Origin of the sequence: Brachybacterium nesterenkovii (assembly GCF_900163655.1) — a bacterium.
Lineage (GTDB): Bacteria > Actinomycetota > Actinomycetes > Actinomycetales > Dermabacteraceae > Brachybacterium > Brachybacterium nesterenkovii.
Map to the genome: position 1 here is coordinate 43,647 of NZ_FWFG01000035.1, position 21,822 is coordinate 65,468.

The 21,822-nt window shown below is 73.2% G+C and carries 19 protein-coding genes; 7 read left to right on the forward strand and 12 right to left on the reverse strand.

The features are described from left to right. Positions 1 to 5: 5 nt before the first annotated feature. Together FM110_RS14085 and FM110_RS14090 are read right to left on the reverse strand one after the other, a co-directional pair. Positions 6 to 968 (reverse strand): hypothetical protein, encoded by a 963-nt coding sequence (locus FM110_RS14085; protein ID WP_087102894.1) that lies wholly within the window; start codon positions 966 to 968, stop codon positions 6 to 8. Positions 969 to 1,234: 266 nt separating this feature from the next. After that, the gene (locus FM110_RS14090; protein ID WP_087102896.1) at positions 1,235 to 2,449 is read right to left on the reverse strand and encodes a hypothetical protein; all 1,215 of its coding nucleotides are present in this window, start codon (positions 2,447 to 2,449) and stop codon (positions 1,235 to 1,237) included. A gap of 870 nt (positions 2,450 to 3,319) precedes the next feature. Here FM110_RS14090 and FM110_RS04040 point away from each other — a divergent pair. Continuing rightward, on the forward strand, positions 3,320 to 3,757 hold the full coding sequence (locus FM110_RS04040; RefSeq protein ID WP_087102900.1) for a 2TM domain-containing protein: 438 nt from the start codon (positions 3,320 to 3,322) through the stop codon (positions 3,755 to 3,757). Between the two features lie 19 nt (positions 3,758 to 3,776). On the opposite strand, the gene FM110_RS04045 is transcribed toward FM110_RS04040, so the two are convergent. The 7 genes from FM110_RS04045 to hutG all read right to left on the reverse strand — a co-directional run bounded on the left by FM110_RS04045 (position 3,777) and on the right by hutG (position 10,933). Further along, positions 3,777 to 4,430, reverse strand: coding sequence for a YbhB/YbcL family Raf kinase inhibitor-like protein (locus tag FM110_RS04045; RefSeq protein ID WP_087102902.1), 654 nt, complete (start codon positions 4,428 to 4,430; stop codon positions 3,777 to 3,779). Then, a complete protein-coding gene (locus FM110_RS04050) occupies positions 4,427 to 5,302 on the reverse strand; it encodes an HAD-IIB family hydrolase (protein WP_087102904.1) in 876 nt (291 codons plus the stop codon). The genes FM110_RS04045 and FM110_RS04050 overlap by 4 nt, the downstream gene beginning before the upstream one ends. 4 nt (positions 5,303 to 5,306) lie before the next feature. After that, entirely contained in the window at positions 5,307 to 6,116 is an 810-nt protein-coding gene (locus FM110_RS04055; RefSeq protein ID WP_087102906.1) for a fructosamine kinase family protein, read from the reverse strand. Between the two features lie 63 nt (positions 6,117 to 6,179). Continuing rightward, complete coding sequence (locus tag FM110_RS04060) at positions 6,180 to 7,019, reverse strand: SDR family oxidoreductase (RefSeq protein WP_087102907.1); 840 nt, start codon at positions 7,017 to 7,019, stop codon at positions 6,180 to 6,182. Positions 7,020 to 7,123: 104 nt separating this feature from the next. Beyond that, positions 7,124 to 8,527, reverse strand: coding sequence for a dicarboxylate/amino acid:cation symporter (locus FM110_RS04065; protein WP_087102909.1), 1,404 nt, complete (start codon positions 8,525 to 8,527; stop codon positions 7,124 to 7,126). A gap of 253 nt (positions 8,528 to 8,780) precedes the next feature. Continuing rightward, positions 8,781 to 9,590: a hypothetical protein gene (locus tag FM110_RS04070; RefSeq protein WP_087102911.1), complete on the reverse strand. Its 810-nt coding sequence runs from the start codon at positions 9,588 to 9,590 to the stop codon at positions 8,781 to 8,783. Positions 9,591 to 9,904: 314 nt separating this feature from the next. Then, complete coding sequence (gene hutG / locus FM110_RS04075; protein ID WP_407641023.1) at positions 9,905 to 10,933, reverse strand: formimidoylglutamase; 1,029 nt, start codon at positions 10,931 to 10,933, stop codon at positions 9,905 to 9,907. 106 nt (positions 10,934 to 11,039) lie between these two features. Here hutG and FM110_RS04080 point away from each other — a divergent pair, with 106 nt between their 5' ends. After that, the gene (locus FM110_RS04080; RefSeq protein WP_087102913.1) at positions 11,040 to 11,819 is read left to right on the forward strand and encodes an IclR family transcriptional regulator; all 780 of its coding nucleotides are present in this window, start codon (positions 11,040 to 11,042) and stop codon (positions 11,817 to 11,819) included. Positions 11,820 to 11,854: 35 nt separating this feature from the next. On the opposite strand, the gene FM110_RS04085 is transcribed toward FM110_RS04080, so the two are convergent. Both FM110_RS04085 and FM110_RS04090 read right to left on the reverse strand, forming a co-directional pair. Further along, positions 11,855 to 12,976, reverse strand: a complete 1,122-nt coding sequence (locus FM110_RS04085) for a PLP-dependent cysteine synthase family protein (protein WP_407641024.1) — start codon at positions 12,974 to 12,976, stop codon at positions 11,855 to 11,857. Beyond that, positions 12,966 to 13,490: a RidA family protein gene (locus tag FM110_RS04090; RefSeq protein ID WP_087102915.1), complete on the reverse strand. Its 525-nt coding sequence runs from the start codon at positions 13,488 to 13,490 to the stop codon at positions 12,966 to 12,968. The genes FM110_RS04085 and FM110_RS04090 overlap by 11 nt, the downstream gene beginning before the upstream one ends. Positions 13,491 to 13,720: 230 nt before the next feature. On the opposite strand from FM110_RS04090, the gene FM110_RS04095 reads away from it, so the two are divergent. The 4 genes from FM110_RS04095 to FM110_RS04110 all read left to right on the forward strand — a co-directional run bounded on the left by FM110_RS04095 (position 13,721) and on the right by FM110_RS04110 (position 19,102). Further along, positions 13,721 to 14,296 (forward strand): GNAT family N-acetyltransferase, encoded by a 576-nt coding sequence (locus FM110_RS04095; protein WP_159457968.1) that lies wholly within the window; start codon positions 13,721 to 13,723, stop codon positions 14,294 to 14,296. 136 nt (positions 14,297 to 14,432) lie between these two features. Continuing rightward, positions 14,433 to 16,169, forward strand: a complete 1,737-nt coding sequence (gene hutU, locus FM110_RS04100) for a urocanate hydratase (RefSeq protein ID WP_087102919.1) — start codon at positions 14,433 to 14,435, stop codon at positions 16,167 to 16,169. 5 nt (positions 16,170 to 16,174) lie between these two features. Next, positions 16,175 to 17,500 (forward strand): amidohydrolase family protein, encoded by a 1,326-nt coding sequence (locus FM110_RS04105; protein WP_087102920.1) that lies wholly within the window; start codon positions 16,175 to 16,177, stop codon positions 17,498 to 17,500. 171 nt (positions 17,501 to 17,671) lie between these two features. After that, positions 17,672 to 19,102 (forward strand): YjiH family protein, encoded by a 1,431-nt coding sequence (locus tag FM110_RS04110; protein ID WP_234991893.1) that lies wholly within the window; start codon positions 17,672 to 17,674, stop codon positions 19,100 to 19,102. 55 nt (positions 19,103 to 19,157) lie between these two features. Here the strand turns inward: FM110_RS04110 and FM110_RS04115 are convergent, their stop codons facing one another. Continuing rightward, positions 19,158 to 19,775 (reverse strand): PH domain-containing protein, encoded by a 618-nt coding sequence (locus FM110_RS04115; RefSeq protein WP_087102922.1) that lies wholly within the window; start codon positions 19,773 to 19,775, stop codon positions 19,158 to 19,160. 119 nt (positions 19,776 to 19,894) lie between these two features. Between FM110_RS04115 and hutH the strand changes: the two genes are divergently transcribed. Next, positions 19,895 to 21,463, forward strand: coding sequence for a histidine ammonia-lyase (hutH, locus tag FM110_RS04120; protein ID WP_087102924.1), 1,569 nt, complete (start codon positions 19,895 to 19,897; stop codon positions 21,461 to 21,463). The last annotated feature ends 359 nt before the right edge of the window (positions 21,464 to 21,822 follow it).

Below are 21,822 nucleotides of genomic sequence, written 5' to 3' on the forward strand. Positions count from 1 at the left end.
GTGGATCACTCCCCGCCGTCTCCGGACGGGGAGCCGTCCATGGAGTCCGATTCCTCGTCGTCGTGCTCCACGACCGGGATGAGCGCGATGAGCACGCCCAGCAGAGTCTCCGGTGAGACCGCGGACAGGCCGTGCTCGGTGCGCTCGACGCCCGCAGCGTCCGGCCCGGTCTCCTCCGCGGGGGCCGTGTCGATGCGCCCGTTGTCGAGGACCTGCATGCGGCCTTCCGAAGCGACGATCGTGGCCTGCGACCCCTCGCCGATCCCGAGCGACGTGACGATCGCCAGCGATCGCGCTCCGGGGAACAGATCCAGCCGGTCCGCCTCGCCAGTCGGCAGCGTGATGGTCTCGATCTCGCCGTCCTCGCTGGCGTCCTCGAACGGGTCGACGAACCGGGCCAGTCGGCTCGGCACGTCATCGAGAGCAGGGACCGAGAAATGGTGGAACCCGTCGATCGACACGTACTCCTCGAGGACCCCGCCGGCCGGGAACATGTACTCCGCCAGCACCGTCGTGCCGCCGGCGAGAGTGCGCTGGACGATCACCAGCGCTTCCGGGATCCGCCGCAGGGTCAGCACACCGGCGAGACTGCGGCCCAGCTGCAGCGGACGCAGCTCCCCCGCGCCCGTGATGATGTCGCCCTCGGGCTCCTCCGTCTCCTCGTCCTCGCCGCGGGGACGAGCCAGGCGCCGTGCGGCGAGCGAGCGGACGGCAGCGGCGCATGAGCTGGTGCGGTCGACGCCGCTCCGGCTCAGGAAGGGGTCGCCGAGCACGGCATTCGCGGAGGGGCCGTCGATCCCCGCGAGCTCCTCGTCGGTCAGGATCATGAGCACGTCGGCGTCCTCGGCCGCTGTGCTGAGCACCTCCATCGCACCCAGCATGTCGCGCTCGGTGATGGGGAAGGCCAGCTCGGACGGGTCGATGTCCGACTCGGAGGGGCCGCTGTCGGACATGGTCGCGGAGGTCATGCGTCTCAGTCTCCGGGTGATCGGGGCGGAGGGAAGGAGGTGGGAGGCGACAGGCTGGCGAACTCTCGTCGTCGGCCCCCATCTGGGATGACGGCTCGGCTGGCCGGGCGGGGCGATGACCGGTGGCCTGTGTGGAGCGACGGCTCGGCTGGCCGGGCGGGGCGATGACCGGTGGCCTGTGTGGAGCGACGGCTCGGCCGGCCCGGTGGGGAGACCGCTCGGCTGCCCAGGCGGGGCGATGACCGGTGGGCCGCCAGGTGAGGCTGTCAGCCGAAGATCTTGTCGAGAGCGCCCTTGGCGCCGTTCGCCAGGTTGCGGGCCCCCTCGCCAGCGGCCTCGAAGCCGTCGGTGACGGCGCTCTTGGCGGTGCTGACCCCGTCGGTGAGAGCGTCCTTCGCCGTGTTGTAACCGGTGGACACGATGTCCTTCGTGCCGTCGAGGGCGGTGCTGGCGAAGTCCTTCGCCCCGTCCCACACCTTGCCCGCGGTCTCCTGGATCTGGGGCCAGTCGTCGACCACCATCTTGCCGACGTCCGCGACGGCGGCACCGGCGACGATCACGGCGCCGGCCGCGGCGATGGGCGCGCCGGCGACGGCCCCGATACCGGTGGCGGACATGGCCGCGCCGGCCAGCATCATCGTGCCGCCGAGCGCGGTCGCACCGCCCGTCGCCGTATGGAACATGTCGCCCTTCTGGTACGACGTGATCGCCTGGTGGAGGCCGAAGCCGATATCCAGCCCGGGAATGGCACGGCCCACCCACGGGGCCGCCTTCGCCAGGAACGGGGCCACCTTCGCCAGACGCTTGGAGTTCTGCAGCGCTTCATCGAGTCCCTCGAAGAAGTTCTTCGGACCGAAGCCCTGAGGGATCCCGAGCTTCCCGGCCAGCCCCTTGGCGAACTCGGCGAACTCCTTGCCGGGCTTGAAGATGGTGTCGGCGATCCCCTTCCGGAACGCCTCCTCCGCCTTCACGACGTCGTGCAGATTCTCGGCCAGGTTCATGCCCGTGAAGAAGTTGCCGTACTGCTTGGCGATGTCCCAGACCTTCTTGCCCTTGTTGAACAGGCCCTGGAGCTTGGCGTACAGGACCCCTTGCTGACGCTGCTGGTTCCACCAGTCCGCGACCATCTGCTTGAGCATCTCCGCGATGACCGACGCCTTGGACGGACCGCTTCCCCCCCCCTCGCCGCCCGGGCCGCTGCCTTCGCTGCCGGGTTCGGAGGTCGTGTCCTGCTCCTCGGCCTGCGCATCGAGGTCGCCGCCCCAGCGCTCGAGCACGCTCGCGTTGTCGGCGAACTTCGAGGACGCCTCGCTGGACCAGCGGGCGCGGAACGCATCGGCGTCCGGACCCTTCCACATGCCCTCGTCCATCACGATCGGCTCGAGCCGGCTGCGGAGGTCCTCGATCGTGCGCGCGCGGTCGCGCAGCAGGTCTGCGTGCGCCCGCAGCTTCTCGGTGTCTGCACCCATGAAGGTGTTCATGTCCGCCCCTGATGTGTGGTCCCGCCCGTGGTGTGCCATGGCCGGGCGGGGCGATAGGGCGCGTGGAGGGACGCCGGATCGCACGTCGTCGCGGCCGATGCCATCGACGCTAGGAGGCGGTGGGGACGCTGAGGATGGGGAGAACTCCCCATGCGGTGGTCGCGCGTGCGTGGAGATCCGGGAGGACACGGGATGTTCATCGCCATACAGGGTGGAGTTCACCGATCGGGCGGCCGGGTGCCATGCGGCGCCGGGCCCGTCGGCGGTGGACTGGCTAGCCTGGCGCCATGGCCCATTCGACGGCGTTGCGGACGATGACGGAGGAGGCCCTCGCGCACAGGGAGACCGAGAGCGCGCGCTGGATCGGCATCGCGCGACGGGTGCTCGAGCCGGAGGAGCGTGTTCTGGCCTGCGTGGGCGGCTCGACCCGGTCGGAGAGCGAGCCGGTGCTCGTCGTGACGGACCGGAGAGTGCTCGTGGCCGAGGAGCGGCTGTTCGGGCGGTGGCGGGCTCGAGCCGAGCTGACGGCCGCCGACGTGCTCGGGGCCGATGTCGTGCCGACACGGCTCGCGCAGAGCGTTCGCGTCCATGGCAGGAACGGGCAGGTCGTGGAGCTGCGCACCGGGGAGAAGGTTTTCGCGCAGCGGCTCGTGGACCTGGTGAACCGCCTGGTCGCCGACGGGCGGGCACGCCGATGTGCGGCTGCTGACACCCGTCTCCGCGCGCTCATGACACCCGTCATGGGCTCGCCGACGCCCGCATTCCTAGCCTGGAGGCATCGTCGACGGGATGACGTCGACGACCAGACGACAGGACGATCCGCCGCCGGTGGCAGGGCCGCCGCGGCGGAGGGGGAGCGAGGGGAACGACATGGACGACCGGACGAACACGTACGAGCCAGATACCGCGTACGAGCCAGATACCGCGTACGAGCCAGACGCCGCGTACAGGCCCGACACCGCATACGGTCCCGACGCCGCTGACGGCCGCGGCACCGGGTACGACACGAACGCGCAGCGCGGGGCGGGCCCGGGGTACGCCGCCCCGGACCCTCGCGCCGAGCTGCGGCAGCGGGCGATCACGCGCCTCGAGGAGCGGCGCGGCTTCTGGGCGCACCTGCTCTCCTACCTCGCCGTGAACGCGCTGCTGGTGTTCCTGTGGTGGTCGGGGGACCGAGGCTTCTTCTGGCCGATCTTCCCGATCCTCTTCTGGGGCATCGGGATCGCCTCCCACGGCATCAGCTGCTTCGGACCGGGGGCGACGGAGGAGCGCATCGAGCGGGAGATGCGGCGGCTCGAGGGCCGCTGAGCGGGTCCGGCCCGTCCCGTCAGGCCGAGCGCGTCCCGGTGAGCCTTCCGCGGGCGGTGACGCGCCCGGCGAGCATCGGAACGAGCTTGGTCAGGTCGCTCCCGGGCGGCGGCGTGATCGGGGTGTCGATCGCGACGATGTGGACCACGTACCGGTGCGCCCCGTGGCCGGGCAGCGGTCGCGGCGCGATGTAGCCGCGGCGTCCGCGGTAGTCCTTCAGCCAGGTCAGGGCCGGGTTGTCCCGGGAGAACCAGCCTTCGGGCAGGGCGCCCTCGGCGCCCGTCGCCTCGAGCACGGCCGCCGCGAGGATCCCGGTGTGCCGTGCGGAGGGATGGTCGAGGTCCTCGAGGACGATCAGCAGGCGACGCGTCCCGGTGGGCACGCCGTCCCAGGCCAGGGCGGGGGAGATGCTCTCGCCGATCCCGGGCCCGCAGTGGCGCGCGGGGATCTCCTGCCCGTCGGCGAAGGCGGGGGAGGTCACGAGGATCGTCGTCGGGGCGTCGAGCTCCGGGCGGTGCGCGATCGAGCGCGCATCCCCGGCGCGGCGGGACCGCAGGGCCGAGCCCAGCGGGGTGAGCGCCGACGTGACGGCGCGTCCGGCACCGTCCTGCGCGCGTGCCGCGGCCTGCCGCAGCTCCTCGGCCGTGGAGCGGCGCAGGGACGAATGCTTCACAGCAGGCCGATCCGGGTGAACGCCTCGACGAGCCCGTGCCGGGAGGGGCCCGGCACGATGATGTCGGCGGGCGCGAGGACCGGGGCGGGGGAGCCCTCGATGCCGATGGCCGTGCCGACGGCCTCGAGCATCCCCACATCGTTCATGCCATCGCCCGCCCCGACCGTGTCGGCGATGTCGATGCCCAGGTGGCGGGCCACGAGCGCGACGCCGTCGGCCTTGTCGATCCGTGCGTTCTGCAGCTCGCCCGAGCGCGCGGCGTCGCCGGTGATCGAGTTGGGCAGGGCCCGCAGGCCCGGGCCGACGAGCTCGGCCAGCTCGCGGATGCCCGCCGGCGAGTCCCAGATGGAGATCTTCGCGAAGGAGCAGCCGGCGAGGTCGTCGGGGACCGTGAGGGCGTCGATGATCATGCGCGTGCCGGCGGCGGCCGGGGAGTCCGGATCGGCCGATCCCAGCAGCGAGGTCAGGCGCGTGCGCAGCAGGTCCATCGCCCGCTCCGGCACGTTCATCGCCTCGGGCGACTCGAGGCAGTAGGCGGCGCCGTGCTCCTCGAGCACCGCGACGGCGCGGCGGGCGGTCTCAGGGTCGATCCGCTCGTCGCACAGCGTCTGCCCGTCGATGTCGACGCGCGCGCCCGCGGAGGTGACGAGGCCGTCGAAGGTCCCGGCGAGCTCGGGCGGGAGGATCGCCAGCGGACGCCCCGTGCACAGCAGCACGTGATGCCCGTTGGCGCGCACCGCCTGGACGGCCTCGGCGTGGGCGGCGGGGACGGCGCCGTGGTCGGCGTAGGTGCCGTCGAAGTCGAGGAAGACAGCACAGCGTCGAGGGGGCTCGGGGCGGGTCTGGTCGGGACGGGAAAACGCGTCGGTCATGCCCTCATCGTCTCAGGTCGTCGGCGCGCTCGACCACGCGGCGGGCCGTGACGAGGGTCTGCGTGGTGTAGCTGTCGCCGAACAGGACCACATGCGCCAGCAGCCCGAACAGCACGTGGGCGGGCAGGTCGAGCCGCCACGACGACGGCATCGGGTGGGCCTGCTCGTAGGCGTCGAGGATGGTCTCGAGGTGCGGGGCGCCGAAGAGGGCGAGCATCGCGAGGTCCTCGAGGCGGTGGCCGCCGTGCGCGGAGGGGTCGATGAGCACGGCCCCGCCCGCGGTCCACAGGACGTTCCCGCTCCACAGGTCCCCGTGGACGCGGGAGGGCCGCTCGACGCCCTGCCCGGCGATGCCGTCGAAGGCGCCGGAGGCGATCGCGGCGATGGCGTCCTCGAGCGTTGCCGTGCCGTCGGGGCCGAGGGTGGGGGCCGCCCTCTCCGCGAGCGGGCGCAGGCGGTCCTCGGCGAGGAACGTCCCACAGCGCTCATGGCTGCGGGCGGGCACGTCGAACGGCTCCTCGAGCGGGCCGAACCAGGACGTGTCCGACGGGGACCAGCCGAAGGCGGGCGCTCCCGCGTCGTGGAGACGGGCGAGGCCGGCGCCGAAGGCCGTCGCGTGCTCGGGCGCGGGCCGGTCCGGGACCAGGCGCTCGAGCGTCAGGGACTCGTCGGCGACGTCGAGGACCCGGACGACGGGCACGGCACCCGGCTCGGCGAGCCAGCGCAGGCCCGCGGCCTCGGCGGCGAAGAAGCCGGGAGCGGCCCCGGGACGGGACTTCACGTGCACGGCGGTCGCGGGATCGTCGGGAGTCATGCCTCCACGGTATGCCCGGTGCTGTGTTCGGCAGGGCGGGCGGCGCGCACCCGCACGGGATGCTCACACCGCGGGTGTCGCGAAGCCCCCGTTGGACAGCAGCAGCTGGCCGCGGATCCACGCGCCGCGCTCGGAGAGCAGGAATCGCACCAGATCCGTGACGGTCTCGGGTCCGCCGAGCTCGCCGCAGGGCGTCTGCGCCGCACCGGCCGCGCGGATCTCGTCGTCCATCCAGCCGGTGTCGATGGGGCCGGGGTTGATGACGTTGGTGCGGATCCCGCGGTCGGCCAGCTCATGCGTGCCCGCGAGGATCAGGCGGTCCAGGGCGCCCTTGGTGGCGCCGTAGGGGAGGTTGTGCACGGTGTGGTCGCTGGTCAGGGCGATGATCGCGCCGCCGGGAGTGTCGGTGCCGGGCTCGACCTGCTCGGCGAAGGCCTTCTCCAGCAGCCAGCTCGCGCGGACGTTCACCGCGTAGTGGCGGTCGAAGCTCTCGACGGTCGTGTCCAGGATCGAGGAGTCCACGCTCTCGCAGTGGCTCAGGACCAGTGCGCCGAGGGGGCCGAGCGCCGCGCGGGCCCGCTCGACGATCCGCGGCGGCACCTCGGGGTCGGCGAGGTCGCCGGGCAGCAACTCGACGCGACGGCCCGTCTCCCGCAGCTCGGCGGCCAGCTCCTGGACGTCGGGGCGCTCGCCGTGGACGCGCTCGTCGTAGTCGGGGGAGTACGACAGCGCCAGGTCGAAGCCGTCGGCGGCCAGGCCCCGGGCGATCGCGGCGCCGATCCCGCGACGGCGGCCGACGCCGGTGACGAGGGCGGCGCGGGGGAGGGCCGGCCCGGTCCGCGCGGCGTCGGATGCTGCGGTGCCGTGGGTCTCGGTGGCAGGACGGGAGTGCGCGAGGTGCATGTCCTCGACGCTAGGACGTGCACGAGCGGCGGGGCAACGGAGTTCCAGCTGCCCCGCCGACTCCGCAGCTGCCCCGCCGACTCCGCAGCTGGCCCGCCGACTGCTCAGGCCGCCGCGAGCTGCCCCTCGCGCACGCCGTCGCCCGCCGCGTCGGGCCGGAACGGCTCGCGGGCCGAGGCGTCGTAGGCGGCGCGGTCGAGGATCTTCTCGCGCTGGGCCACGATCACGGCCACGAGCGCCTGCCCCGTGACGTTCAGGGCCGTGCGGCCCATGTCGAGGATCGGGTCGATCGCCAGCAGCAGGCCGACGCCCTCGAGCGGGAGGCCCAGGGTGGACAGCGTGAGGGTGAGCATCACGGTGGCGCCGGTCATGCCGGCGGTCGCGGCCGAGCCCAGCACGGACACGAGCACGATCAGCAGGTACTGCATGATGCTGAGGTCGATGCCGAAGAAGTTGGCGACGAAGATCGCGGCGAGAGCCGGGTAGATCGCTGCGCAGCCGTCCATCTTGGTGGTCGCGCCCAGCGGGATCGCGAACGACGCGTAGTGGCGCGGCACGCCCATGCGCTCGGTGACCGTCTGGGTCATCGGCATGGTGCCCATCGAGGAGCGCGAGACGAAGCCGAGCGAGGTGGCGGGCCAGACGCCGCGGGCGAAGGACCGGATGCTGAGCCCGTTGAGCTTCAGCAGCACCGGGTAGACCACGAAGGCGACGAGGATCAGGCCGATGTAGATATCGGCCACGAACCAGCCGAGGCTGCCGATCGCGTCCCAGCCGTAGGAGGCGACGGCGTAGCCGAGCAGGCCGACGGTGCCCAGCGGGGCGAGGCGGATGACCCACCACAGGAGCTTCTGGACCACGGCGAGCAGGGAGTCGACGACGTCGAGGAACGGCTCGGCCTTCGCGCCGACGGAGAGCACGGCGATGCCGGTGGCGATCGCGATGACGAGGATCTGCAGCGTGTTGAAGCCGAGCGACACGGTGCCGTCGTCGTGGGGGCTCGCGCTGATGCCGAGGAAGTTCGAGGGGACCAGGCCGACGAGGAAGTCGAGCCACGTGCCCTGGGAGTCGGGGGCGGCGGCGCTGGAGGCGTCGACGCTGGCGCGGGAGCCGGGGCTCGTGAGGGCGCCGAGGGCGATGCCGATGCTCACGGCGATGGCCGAGGTGATGGCGAACCACAGGAGGGTCTGGCCCGCGAGGCGCGCGGCGTTGGTGACGTTGCGGAGGTTCGCGATGGAGGACACGATCGCGAGGAACACGAGCGGCGGGACAAGCGCCTTGAGCAGCGTGACGAAGGCGCTGCCGATGGTGTCGAGCGTCGTGACCAGCCAGTTCGCCCCCTCGGGGCCGGAGCCCGGACCCATCGCGGAGGCCACGAGGCCCAGGACGATGCCGAGGACGAGGCCGGCGAGGACCTGGACGCCGAAGGGGATGCGGACGAACGGATTGCGCGACGGTGCGGGGGCCGGTGCGGTGCTGGGTGCGGGGGAAGGGGTCTGCGTGCTCACCCTGCGATGCTAGAAGTCTCAACTTATGGCCGCAATAGCCTGGCCTTGCGGAGAGGCTGGGCTCACACGAAGGCCCCCGGCGCCGCCGCGAGGGCGGGCCGGGGGCCGGAGCGGGGCCGGCTGGAACAGCCCCGGGGTCGGGCGGCCCCTCGGTCGGGCGGCGCCGCGGCGGCCGGCCCGGAGTGGACATCCGCGGGCGCGATGCGGGTCGCTGGCGACGTCCCGCGCCGCGCCCGGCGGACGGATCGGGGGGTCAGGCGGGGAGCTTGCCGAAGACGTACAGGTAGCCGCCGTCCGCGTTGCGGGAGACGCCCACCCAGGTGCCCGAGACGGACGTGCCGCGGATGGTCCCGCGCACGCGCGCCCGGATGCGGTGGCCGCCGTCGACGAGCTTGACCTGGTCGACCGTGACCTTGAAGCGCGGGCCCTCCTCGCTGAAGGAGAAGTGGATCGCGTTGTACAGCAGCTCCTCCGCCATCGCCGGGGTCATCTGCTCGATCGTGTCGATCGGGGCGAGGTCCGCGACGATCGGGGTCTTCGCGGGGAGGCGGCGCGTGGTGGTCTCGCGGCCGTCGACGGTGACGATCAGGGCGCGGACCTTCGGGTTCGCCGTGCGGACGAGGTCCAGGTGCGCGGCGATCCGGGTGCCGCGATCGCCGACGAGGGTGGCGGGGGTGGCGGCATAGTCCAGGCGCACCGACCGGGCGACCTTGACGGTGAAGCTCTCGCCCGGGTGATCGACGTCCTCGAACGTCACGATGCCCTCGCACTCGTTGAGACGCTTCTGGCTGAGCTTGGAGATCGCGCCGTACTCGCGCAGCTCCGTGTAGGAGTCGATGTAGCCCTGCAGCTCGTTCTGCCGCGGGGCGTCGAAGATCGTGCCCTTCCACGAGGTGGGGAGCGTGAGGCCCGTCGTCGCCTTCGCGCGCTTGGTGCTCTTCTTGCGCTTGGTGGGGGCGGCGAGGGCGGAAGCGGTGGAGGCGGCGATGCCGGTGCCACCGGCGAGGAGGGCGATCGAGCCGATGAGGGCGGTGCGGCGGGAGACGGGAGCGGTGGTGGTCATGGCGGCTCTCCTAGGAGCTCGGAGGAACGAGGGATGGTGCGACGGGAGGACTGGAAGGTCTGGCGGGTTCGGCGTCGACCTCAGACCCCAGAGGCGTTTGCCGAACCCATGACCATTTTTACCATCGCTTTACCCTTGGGAGCCCCGACTTCCGGTCCTGGCGGGCAGCGGATTCCCCGGAGTTCTCCCGGATGGGATGAAGCGGGTCGTCGGGGTGCAGGTCCCAGGTGTCTGTGCCGCCCCCGCGGGCGATCGGTTCCCGGCCGGAGGTGGTCGATCGGCGGGTTCCTGCCCCGCATGCGCAGCGCGACCGGTCAGAAGCGCGCGACCGCCGTGCTCACGGCCTCGTCGATCAGCCGCGCCGCCGTCCGCGCCGTCCGGGCGTCGATGTCGAACGACGGGTTCAGCTCCACTACGTCTGCGAGCACCAGCTTCCCGGTGCCCGCCGCGGCCCGCACCGCTGCGGTCACCAGCGCCGGGGCGACGCCCAGGCCCGCCGGGGCGGAGACGCCCGGAGCGACCGAGGCCGGCAGGAGATCCAGGTCGATCGTCAGGTACAGGATGTCGAGGTCGCCAGCGAAGTCCTCCACGAAGCCGGCGATGCCCGCCGCCCCCGCCTGGGCGCACTCGAGATCCGTCATCCAGCGCACCCCCAGCTCGCGGGCGGTCGCGAACAGCGCCCCCGTGTTCGAGGGCTCGGAGATCCCGACGACGGCGTAGGCCAGGGAGCGACCCGCCGCGGCCTCCGCCTCGGCCATCTGCAAGAACGGCGTGCCCGAGGTCGGACGCTCCTCCCGACGCAGATCGAAATGGGCATCCAGGTTCAGCACGCCCCAGCGCGGGACGCGGCCCTGGTCGTCGGCGGCCATGCGGGAGGCGCCGAGCAGCCCGCCGTACGAGGCCCAGGCCGTCTCGTGCCCGCCGCCCAGCACCACGGCCAGGCGGCAGCCCGGGGCATCGAGCGCCGCGGAGATCGCCGCCGAGGCCGCGGCTTGCCCGCCCTCGAGGTCCTCGCCGGCGGTCGCGGTGTCCCCGTGGTCGACGAGCCCGACCTCGCCCGCGGCGAGGCGGCCGTGCAGGGCGAGCGGGGAGAGGGCCCGGCGCAGGGCCGTCGGCCCCTCCGCGGCGCCCGTGCGCCCCCGGTTGCGGCGCACGCCCTCATCGGAGGAGAAGCCGAGGACCGCCACGTGGTCGGCGGGACCATCGGCCTGCCGGATCGCCTGGTGCCACCGCGCGTGCTCGGGCCCGTCGCCGTCATGGCGTCCGGACCACGCCGGGGCGTCGGAGGAGATGTTGGAGGGGGCGTCGGTCGATGCGGCGCGGGCGGTGGGCTGCGTGGTCACGAGGGCTCCTGCTGACGGGGCGGACGGCGCGGATGCGACCGGGGAGCACGCTCCCGCCCCGCTGCTGCGGACCGGGCGGCCGCCCGACTGGCATCCTGGCCTCATCATGGCACCGACCACCCCCAAGGCACCCGCGGCCGACGCCGCCCTGCGCGTGCTCTCCCATCTCGCGGCCCAGCGCGGCCCCGTCGCCGCCTCCCGTATCGCCGCGGACCTCGAGCTGCCGCGCTCGACCACCTACGACCTGCTCTCTGCGCTGGTGGACCGCGGCTTCGCCCTCCACCTGCCCGAGGAGCGGCGGTACACCGTCGGCCCCGCCGCCTACGAGATCTCCGCTGGCTACCTGCGGCATGCGCCGCTCGCCCGGATCGGCCGACGCGCCGTCGAGCGCATGGTCGACGCCACCGGGGAATCCGGGCACCTGGCCGTCCTCCACGGCCGTCACGTGCTCTACCTCGTCGAGGAGCGCGCCCGCATGCGCCCCTCCCTCGTGACCGACATCGGCGTGCGGATCCCCGCGCACCTCACCGCCACCGGGCGCGCGATGCTCGCCGCCCTCCCGCCCGCGCAGCTGAGGGCGCTCTACCCGCGCGGCACCCAGCTCGAGCGCCGCCACGACGATGCCGGCCCCGAGGACCCCGCCGCGCTGCGGCGCCTGCTGGCCGACGTCGCCCGCGACGGCATCGCCCGCGAGGACGGCGAGGTCACCCCCGGGTTCGTGTCCGTCGCCGCGGCCGTCCGCGACAGCGCCGGCTGGCCGACGGCCGCCCTCGCCCTCACCTGGCGCGAGGGGACCCTGGACGCCCCCGGGGAGACGGCGTGCATCGCCGTTGTCCGCCGCGAGGCCCAGGCTGTCGCGACCGCGCTCGGCGGCCGGGCGAGCTGAGGGGGCTGGGAGCTCCTGACCTGCGGCTCGGCCGCTCAGCGCTCGCCGATGGGCAGCGCCTCCGCGAGCTCCTGCATCCAGGGGCCGATGTCCCAGCCCTGCTCGGCCACCCAGGCATCGTCGAAGTACGTCTGCGTGTAGCGCTCGCCCGAGTCGCACAGCAGCGTGACGATGCTGGCCGTCTCGCCGCGCTCGCGCATCTCGGCGATCAGCCGCGCGCAGGCCACGATGTTCGTGCCCGTCGAGGCGCCCACCCGTCGGCCCAGCCGCGCGGAGAGGAAGCGCGCGCCCGCGACCGATGCGGCATCCGGCACGCGCATCATGCGGTCCACGACCCCGGGGACGAAGCTCGGCTCCACGCGCGGACGCCCGATGCCCTCGATCCGCGAGCTCGCCGTCGTCGTCACCGAGCGGTCCTGGGCGACCCAGCCCTCGAAGAACGCCGAGCCCTCGATATCGGCCAGGCACAGGCGCGTGTCCATCCGCTGATAGCGCAGGAAGCGGCCCAGCGTCGCGCTCGTCCCGCCCGTGCCCGCGCCCACGACCATCCAGCGGGGGACCGGGTGGGGCTCCTCGGCCATCTGCTCGACGATCGAGCGGGCGATCGAGTTGTGGCCGCGCCAGTCCGTCGCCCGCTCCGCGAACGTGAACTGGTCCAGGAACAGCCCGCCCGTCTCCTCCGCCAGGCGTCGGGACTCCGCGCACATCTGCTCGGCCGAGTCGACCCCGTGGCAGCGGCCGCCCTCGGCCTCGATGAGGGCGATCTTCGCGGCGCTCGTGGTCTTGGGCATGACCGCCACGAACGGCAGATCCAGCATCCGCGCCACGTGCGCCTCGGAGACCGCGGTCGACCCCGAGGACGCCTCGATGATCGTCGTGTCCGGGCCGATCCAACCGTTGACCAGCGCATACATGAACAGCGAACGCGCCAGGCGGTGCTTCAGCGAGCCCGTCACGTGGGTCGACTCGTCCTTGAGGTACAGGTCGATGCCCCAGGCGGCGGGCAGGTCCAGGCGCAGCAGGTGGGTGTCCGCACTGCGGCGGGCATCGGCGTCCAGACGGCGCACGCGCTCGGCCACCCAGGCGCGCAGCGCGGGATCGGAGCGGTCGACGTCCTCGACCGCGCTCAGCAGGCCGCTGTCGCGTTCACCGTGCACGGAAGGTCACCTCCACCTCGACCGGGACGCCCAGGGGGAGGGCCGCGACGCCCACGGCGCTGCGGGCGTGGATGCCCGCCTCGCCGAAGACCTCGCCCAGCAGCTCGCTCGCGCCGTTGAGCACGAGGGCCTGGTCGGTGAACGACGGATCCGAGTTCACGAAGCCCGTCACCTTCACCACGCCCGCGAGGGCGTCGACATCTCCCGCGACCGCGGCGGCCGCCGCGATCGCGTTGAGCGCGCACTGACGGGCCGCGGCGGCCGCGTCCTGCGTCGACAGCTCCGCGCCGGCGCGGCCGACCGCGACCGGGGCGCCGTCGCGCAGGGGCAGCTGGCCGGAGGTGAGGATGTGCTCGCCGTCGCGGACCGCGGGGCGGTAGGCGCCCAGCGGCGTGGCGACCGCGGGGAGGGCTTCGCCGAGGCGCTCGAGCGCCTGCGAGGGGAGCGGGGCGGGGGCGGTGGGCTGCTCGGCGCTGGTGCCGGGCTTCTCGGGGGTGTTCTGCGAGGTGCTCATGGGAGTCCTTCCGTCGGCGGGATGCAGGGGCGTGCGGAGCTCCGGGGGGCGAGTGACCGCTCCTGCCGATCGTGCCAGGTCGCGGCGCCGAGCGGGGGCGACGCGCGCCGGGATGAGCCGGCCGAGCTGCCGTGATGGGGCGGGTGCTGCGGCCGGTGCGCACCGGCGGGCGCGCACGGCGATGGCGTGCGCTCTGGCGGCGGTGCCCGCAGCGCTGTCACGATGGAGGCATGAACGCCGATGCCGCCCCGCGCTCCGATGCCGTGACGCGCCGGCCGTCGGTGTCCCTGCGCGTGATCTCCGAGGCCGACGCCCCCGTGCTCTCCCGCCTCGAGACCGCCAACCGCGAGCACCTGCTGATCGGCGCCCCCGAGCGCAGCGACGAGTGGATGAGCGTCGAGGGGCAGCGCGCGGCGATCCGCGCGGTGCGGGCCGAGCTCGACGCCGGGCGCTGCGCCCCGCTGGTCATCGTCGCCGACGGCGCGGTGGTCGGGCGGTTGTCCCTGAACGGAATCGTCCGCGGCCCCCTGCTCAGCGCGAGCCTGGGCTACTGGGTCAGCGCGCACGCGTGCGGCCGCGGCATCGCGACGGCCGCCGTCCGCCTGGCGATCGACGCGGCCTTCGGCCCCGTGGGCCTGCACCGGCTCGAGGCCTCGGTGCAGGTGGGCAACCAGGCGTCGCTGCGGGTGCTCGAGAAGTGCGGCTTCGCCCAGTACGGCCTCGCACCGCGGTACCTGCGTCTCGGCGGTGCGTGGCGGGACTGCGTGATGCTGCAGCTGCTGGACCCGGCCGATACCGCGGAGTGAGCGGGATCGGTCATCGTCCGGTATCCCGGACAGGTATCCCCTCCCAGCCCTGTCTGCGCCTGCGGGCGCGTGATTGCCTGGGCTCACAGCGACAGCGCTCCTGGCATCGACGCCTGCACACCCCGAGGAGAACCCCATGGCCCTGCCCGGCTCCCGCCCCGTCCGCGCCCCCCGCGGCACCGACATCACCGCGAAGTCCTGGCAGACCGAGGCGCCGCTGCGGATGCTCCAGAACAACCTCGACCCCGAGGTCGCCGAGCGCCCGGACGACCTCGTCGTCTACGGCGGCACCGGCCGCGCCGCCCGCTCCTGGGAGGCGTTCGACGCGATCCTCGCCTCCCTGCGCGACCTCGAGGCCGACGAGACGCTGCTGGTGCAGTCCGGCAAGCCCGTGGGCATCCTCCGCACCCACGAGTGGGCCCCGCGCGTGCTCATCGCCAACTCCAACCTGGTGGGCGACTGGGCCACCTGGCCCGAGTTCCGGCGCCTCGAGGCCGAGGGCCTCATGATGTACGGCCAGATGACCGCCGGGTCCTGGATCTACATCGCCACCCAGGGCATCCTCCAGGGTACATACGAGACCTTCGCCGCGGTCGGCAGGAAGCGCTTCGGCGGCAGCCTGAAGGGCACCATCACGCTCACCGGCGGCTGCGGCGGCATGGGCGGCGCCCAGCCCCTGGCCGTGACCCTCAACGACGGCGTGTGCCTCATCGCCGAGGTCGACCGCTCCCGCCTGGAGCGCCGCGTCGCCAAGCGCTACCTCGACGAGATCGCCGACGACCTGGACGATGCCATCGCCCGGGCCAACGCTGCGAAGGAGCAGGGACGCGGCCTGTCGATCGGCATCGTCGGCAATGCGGCGGACGTCTTCCCCGCGCTGCTGGAGCGCCACCGCGCCGGGGACATACGGATCGACGTCGTCACCGACCAGACCAGCGCCCACGACCCGCTGAGCTACCTGCCCTCCGAGATCAGCGTCGAGGAGTGGCAGCGAGAGGCCCAGGCCGATGCCGAGGGCTTCACCAAGAAATCCCGCGAGTCGATGGCCCGCCAGGTCCAGGCGATGGTCGAGTTCCAGGACGAAGGGGCCGAGGTGTTCGACTACGGCAACTCGATCCGCGACGAGGCCCGTCACGCCGGCTACGACCGCGCCTTCGCCTTCCCCGGCTTCGTCCCCGCCTACATCCGCCCCCTGTTCTGCGAGGGCCTGGGCCCGTTCCGCTGGGTCGCGCTGTCCGGCGACCCGGAGGACATCAAGGTCACCGATGCGGCGCTCAAGGAGCTGTTCCCCGAGAACGAGCACCTGCACCGCTGGCTGGACGCCGCCGAGGAGTTCGTCGAGTTCGAAGGCCTGCCCGCGCGCATCTGCTGGCTCGGGTACGGCGAGCGGGAGAAGGCCGGGAAGCTGTTCAACGACCTCGTGCGCGACGGCAAGGTGTCGGCGCCCATCGTCATCGGCCGCGACCACCTCGACTCCGGCTCCGTGGCTTCGCCCTATCGCGAGACCGAGGCGATGCTCGACGGCTCCGACGCGATCGCCGACTGGCCGCTGCTGAACGCCCTGACCTCGACCAGCTCCGGCGCGACGTGGGTGTCGATCCACCATGGCGGCGGCGTCGGCATCGGCCGCTCCATCCACGCCGGGCAGGTGGGCGTGGCCGACGGCACCGAGCTGGCCGAGCGCAAGCTGGTGCGTCTGCTGTCGAACGATCCGGCGATGGGCGTGATCCGGCACGTCGACGCCGGATACGGCCGGGCCGCGGAGGTGGCCGCCGAGCGCGGTGTGCGGGTGCCGATGGAGCCGACGGTGCGGGATGCCGACGACGCCGATGCGGCCCAGGCCGCGGCGCTCGAGCGGTCGCGGACGCGCTGAGCGCCATGACCGCTGCCCCTGCCTCCACCCTCCTGACCGGCATCTCCGAGCTGTGGACCCTGGACCCGGCGCTCGATGACCCGGCGCTCGGCGATCCGGCGCTCGGTGGCACTGCCCGCGCCGCGAGCGACGGCCAGATCATCCGCGACGCCGCCCTCGTGATCGAGGACGGCCGCGTCGCCTGGACCGGGCCCGCCGCGCAGGCTCCCGACGCGGATGCGCGCGAGGACCTCGGCGGACGGGCGGTGCTGCCCGGCTGGGTGGATTCCCACAGCCACCTGATCTTCGACGGGGACCGCTCCGCCGAGTTCGAGGCCCGTATGGCCGGCGAGGCCTACGCGGCCGGCGGCATCCAGGTGACGACCGATGCGACGCGGGCCGCCGCCGACGAGCGCCTGCTCGAGCTCGTGACCGCGCGCGCCCGGGCCGCCGCCGCGGGCGGCACCACCTGCCTGGAGACGAAGACGGGCTACGGCCTGACCGTGGCCGAGGAGCAGCGAGCCGCCCGGCTGGCCGCGCGTCTGGTGGCCGACGGCGTGCTCGACGAGGTCACGTTCCTGGGTGCGCACCTCGTGCCCGCCGAGTTCGACGGCCAGGACGGGCGACCTGGCGCGGCTGAGTACGTCGACCTCGTGGCCGGGGAGATGCTCGAGGCCGTCGCCCCGCACGTGCGCTGGATCGACGTGTTCTGCGAGACCGGCGCGTTCACGCCCGAGCAGTCCGCGCGCGTGCTGCGCGCCGGCGCCGCGGCGGGCCTGGGCCTGCGGGTCCACGGCAACCAGCTGGGGGAGTCCGGCGGGGTGGCGCTGGCCTGCGAGCTGGGCGCCGCGAGCGTCGACCACGTGAACTTCCTGGCCGCGTCGGATGTCGACGCTCTCGCCGCGACCGCAGAGCGGCCCGTGCAGCAGGACGGCTCCGGGCGCTGGGGCGACGGCCGTCTCGCGGTCGATGCCGGCCCCACCGTCGCGACCGTCCTGCCCGCCTGCGACCTCTCGACCCGCGCGCCGCTGGCCCCGGCCCGGCGCCTGCTCAACGCCGGGGCGCAGATCGCGATCGCCTCGAACTGCAACCCCGGCACCAGCTATACGTCGTCGATGAGCTTCTGCGTGGGCACCGCCGTGCTGCAGATGCGCCTGAGCCTGGCCGAGGCGATCCGTGCCGCCACCCGCGGCGGTGCCCTCGCGCTGCGTCGCGCCGACGCGGGCCACCTCGGCGTCGGCGCCCGGGCCGACCTGCACGTGCTGGACACTCCGCACGCGATCGACCTCGCGTACCGGCCCGGCATGCCGCTCACGCACCGGGTGCTGCGGGCGGGGGAGCGGGTCGCGTGAGGTGAGGGCAGAGCGGGCTGTAAGCATCACTTAGGTGCTAAGTGAGGCTATGCGTGCCTGGAGAACTCGCCTGATCGCTCCCGGGAGCTCTGAGGATGTGCCCTGGAACCCCGGGCCCTACGATGCTGGGACCGGTCCAGCGCTGTGCCCCTCCTGCCGGAAGGACTGTCGATGATGACGCCCCACCCCGCCCCTGACGGACCCTCTGACCGCCGCGGAGAACGGACCGCCGCCCCGTACGGCGGCTCCATAGAGGACACCGCTCGCCTGATCGCCGATGGGGAGATCCATCCCGGTGCCCCTCGCAGCGTGCCCGTCCCCGGCCGGTGGCGTTTCGTCGTCTACAGCCTGCTGGGCATCGCCATGTTCTTCGTGTCCGTCGAAATCGGGGGTAAGTCCACGATCCTCGTCGACCACGTCCTGACCGCCGTGCGCTGGGCCCTCGGCCCGGCCGTCCCGTGGGTGGTCCTGGCCCTCGTCGTGCTCGGCACCGTGCGGCCATTCGTCACCGGCAGCTGGAGGGCGAGCGCCCTGCGTACCGTCTTCGCGCTGGCGAACATCGTCGGCCTCGTCATCGCCGTCCTGTTCTGCCTGGGACGCTTCCCCGGTCCGCTCGCCGATCCCGCCATCGGCCCCTTCCTGTGGGAGAAGCTCGCCATCCCGGTCGGCCTGATCGTGCCCGTGGGCGCCGTCTTCCTCGCGCTGCTCATCGGCTACGGGCTCATGGAGTTCATCGGCGTGTTCGTGCAGCCGATCATGCGGCCCCTGTGGCGCGTGCCCGGCCGCGCCGCCGTCGACGCCGTCGCCTCGTTCGTCGGCTCCTACTCCCTCGCCCTGCTCATCACCGACCGCGTCTACCGCGAGGGCCGCTACACCTCCCGCGAGGCCGCGATCATCGCCACCGGCTTCTCGACCGTCTCGGCCACGTTCATGATCATCGTCGCCAAGACCCTCGGCCTCATGGATCACTGGAACCTCTACTTCTTCCTCACCCTCGCGATCACCTTCGCCGTCACCGCGATCACCGTGCGCATCCCGCCGCTGCGGTCCATCCCCGAGGACACCTTCGAGGGCGTCGCGCACGTTCCGGAGCCTCAGGTTACGAGCGGGCGGATGCGCGCCGCCTGGGGCGAGGCCATGGACACCCTGGCCAAGGCCCCGAGCCTGGCCCGCGGCACATGGGACACGTTCAAGGACGGCGTGCTCATGGCCTCCGCGATCGTGCCCTCGATCCTGTCGATCGGGCTGGCGGGTCTTCTGCTGGCCGAGCACACGCCCCTCTTCGACCTGCTCGGCTGGATCTTCTATCCCTTCACCTGGGTCACTGGGCTGCCGGACCCGGCGCTCGCCGGCAAGGCGTCCGCCGTGGGCATCGCCGAGATGTTCCTGCCCGCGCTGATGGTCGCCGACCACACCTCGATGGCTCTGCGCTTCACGATCGGCGTCGTCTGCGTCTCCCAGATCATCTTCTTCTCCGCGCTCGTGCCCTCGATCCTCGCGACCTCCATCCCCGTGCCGGTGGGGCGCCTGGTCGTGCTGTGGTTCGAGCGCGTGGCGCTCACGATCCTCATCACGGCGCCGATCGCGCACCTGCTGTTCTGAGGCGTGCTGTTGTGGCGCGCGACGGGGCGGTGCCCGGTCAGGAGGGGACTGCAGCTCAGGCGGAGCGGGCGCTGCCGGGGTCGGGCCACCGCACCGCGATCGGCGTCTCGCCCGGATGTTCCGCGGCCCACCAGGCGATCGCCTGATTCGCCTGCCGCGCCCACTCCGTGCGCCGCACCAGGATCGTCGTGCCGTCGGATCCGCGGATCCGCAGGCGGTCCTGCGCGAGCATCGACTCCGCGAGGCTCCCGAGATCCCAGGCCAGGCGCCGCGGCCGCGGCCATTCGATGCCGATGATGTCTGCGTAGCGGATCCGGCGCCGCCGCCCCAGCAGCGCCTGCTGGATGATCCCATCGGCCGTCAGCGTGATCGAGTGGCGCAGCATCATCGCCCCGAACACGACGCCGAAGACTGCGAAGCCGGCCCCGAACAGGGACATCGGAAGGGCGTCCCCGCGGCGCGGGTCGTCGGGCGCGTAGGTCTGCGCGACCAGCAGGAACACCAGTCCCAGCAGCACGAACGTGCCCGCGAGGCCGCCGAGCATCGCCGGGTAGCGCAGGACGACGGAGCCCGGCGGCGCGGGCGGCAGCAGCACCCGGCGCAGCACGGCGACAGCGCCTGCGCCGCCGCCGATCACGACGGCGACGACGGCGAAGAAGATCAGCCAGTCCACTGGATGAGGGTATGCCCGGCATCGTCCGGACGTCGGAACGGTGCTCCTGTCCGGGATCCTGGACACGAGGCGCGTCGGCCCCGTTCCGGGCGCCTGTGCGCTGTGCGAGCGTGGCCCCCATGACCACTGAGACCTCCTCTGCCGCGTCGACCGGCACTGTCGTCCTGGCCGCCTCCGGCCTCACCCCCGCCGACGTCCTCGCCGTCGCCCGCCGCCGCGCCCGCGTCGAACTCGACCCGGCCGCCCGCGAGCGCGTCGCCCAGGTGCGCGCCCACGTCGACGCCCTCGCCCGCGGCGAGACCCCCGTCTACGGGGTCTCCACCGGATTCGGCGCCCTCGCCGACACCGCCATCGAGCCGTCCATGCGCCAGCAGCTGCAGCGCTCGCTGATCGTCTCCCACGCCGCCGGCACCGGCCCCGAGGTCGAGCCCGAGGTGGTGCGCGCCCTCATGCTGCTGCGCGCCAAGACCCTCGCCAGCGGCCACACCGGCGTGCGGCCCGTCGTCGTCGAGACGATGATCGCCCTGCTCAACGCGCAGATCACCCCCATCGTCCACGAGTACGGCTCGCTGGGCTGCTCCGGCGATCTCGCCCCGCTGGCCCACTGCGCGATCGTGCTGCTGGGCGAGGGGCGCGCCCGTGACCGCGACGGCGCCGAGCGCCCCGTCCCCGAGCTCCTCGCCGAGGCCGGCATCGAGCCCCTCGTGCTCGAGGAGAAGGAGGGCCTGGCCCTCATCAACGGCACCGACGGGATGCTGGGCCAGCTGCTGCTCGCGCTCGCCGACCTCGACGAGCTGGTGCGGATCGCCGACATCACCACCTCGCTGTCCGTGCAGGCGCTGCGCGGCAAGGACACCCCGTTCCGGGCTGAGCTCCACGAGGGCCTGCGCCCCCACCCCGGGCAGACCGCCTCGGCCGCCAACGTGCTCGCGCTGCTGGAGGATTCGCCGATCATCGCTGATGCCGCCTCCGAGGGCTCCCGCGTGCAGGACGCCTACTCGCTGCGCTGCGCCCCGCAGGTCGCCGGCGCCGTCCGTGACACCCTCGACCATGCGCGCACCGTCGCCGAGCGCGAGCTGGCCGCCGCGATCGACAACCCCGTCGTCCTGTCCGACGGGCAGATCGTCTCCAACGGCAACTTCCACGGCGCGCCCGTCGGCTACGTCCTCGACTTCCTCGCGATCGCCGCCTGCGACCTCGCCTCGATGTCCGAGCGCCGCAGCGACCGCATGCTCGACCGCTCGCGCTCCTTCGGGCTGCCGCCGTTCCTGGCCGACGACCCCGGCGTCGACTCCGGCTTCATGATCGCCCAGTACACGCAGGCCGCCCTCGTCTCCGAGATGAAGCGCCTGGCCGCGCCCGCGAGCGTCGACTCCATCCCGTCCTCGGCCATGCAGGAGGACCACGTGTCGATGGGCTGGCACGCCGCCCGCAAGCTCCGCACCGCTGTCGCGTGCCTGCGGCGGGTGCTGGCGATCGAGCTGCTCACCGCCGCCCGGGCCGTGGACCTGCGTGCGCCGCTCGCGCCGTCCGCGGCCGGGGCGGCCGCGATCGCCGTGCTGCGCGAGGGCGCCGACGGACCCGGACCCGACCGGTTCCTGGCCCCCGACATCGCCGCCGCCGAGGCCTGCCTGGCCGACGGGCGCGTGCTCGCGGCCGTGGAGGGGGTAGTCGGGCGCCTGCGGTGAGGCGGGGCTAGGGCGACGGGGGAGTTCTCCCCATGGCGCTCCTGCGGCACGGGTCGTGATGCTGGTGGCTCCGTCAGGGGGTCACGACAGGGGGAGAGCGATGGCCGTGCAGATCATGGAGATGCGCCCGGGTGCGCGACGCGGCGGCATCGCGGTGCTGGGGACCGCCGGGAGCAGGCGCTGGGCGACGGGGCGCGCATCGGTGATGCGCGCACAGGGGGTGCGCGCCGAGGGGAGTGCCGCCCCGTCGCTCTCCACCTCCGCCTCGTGTTTCGGTCAGGAACGGCCGCCATCGGCATCGGATAGCGGCCGTTCCTGACCAGAACGTGGGGGCGTGGGGTCCGGGCGACGGGGGGCGC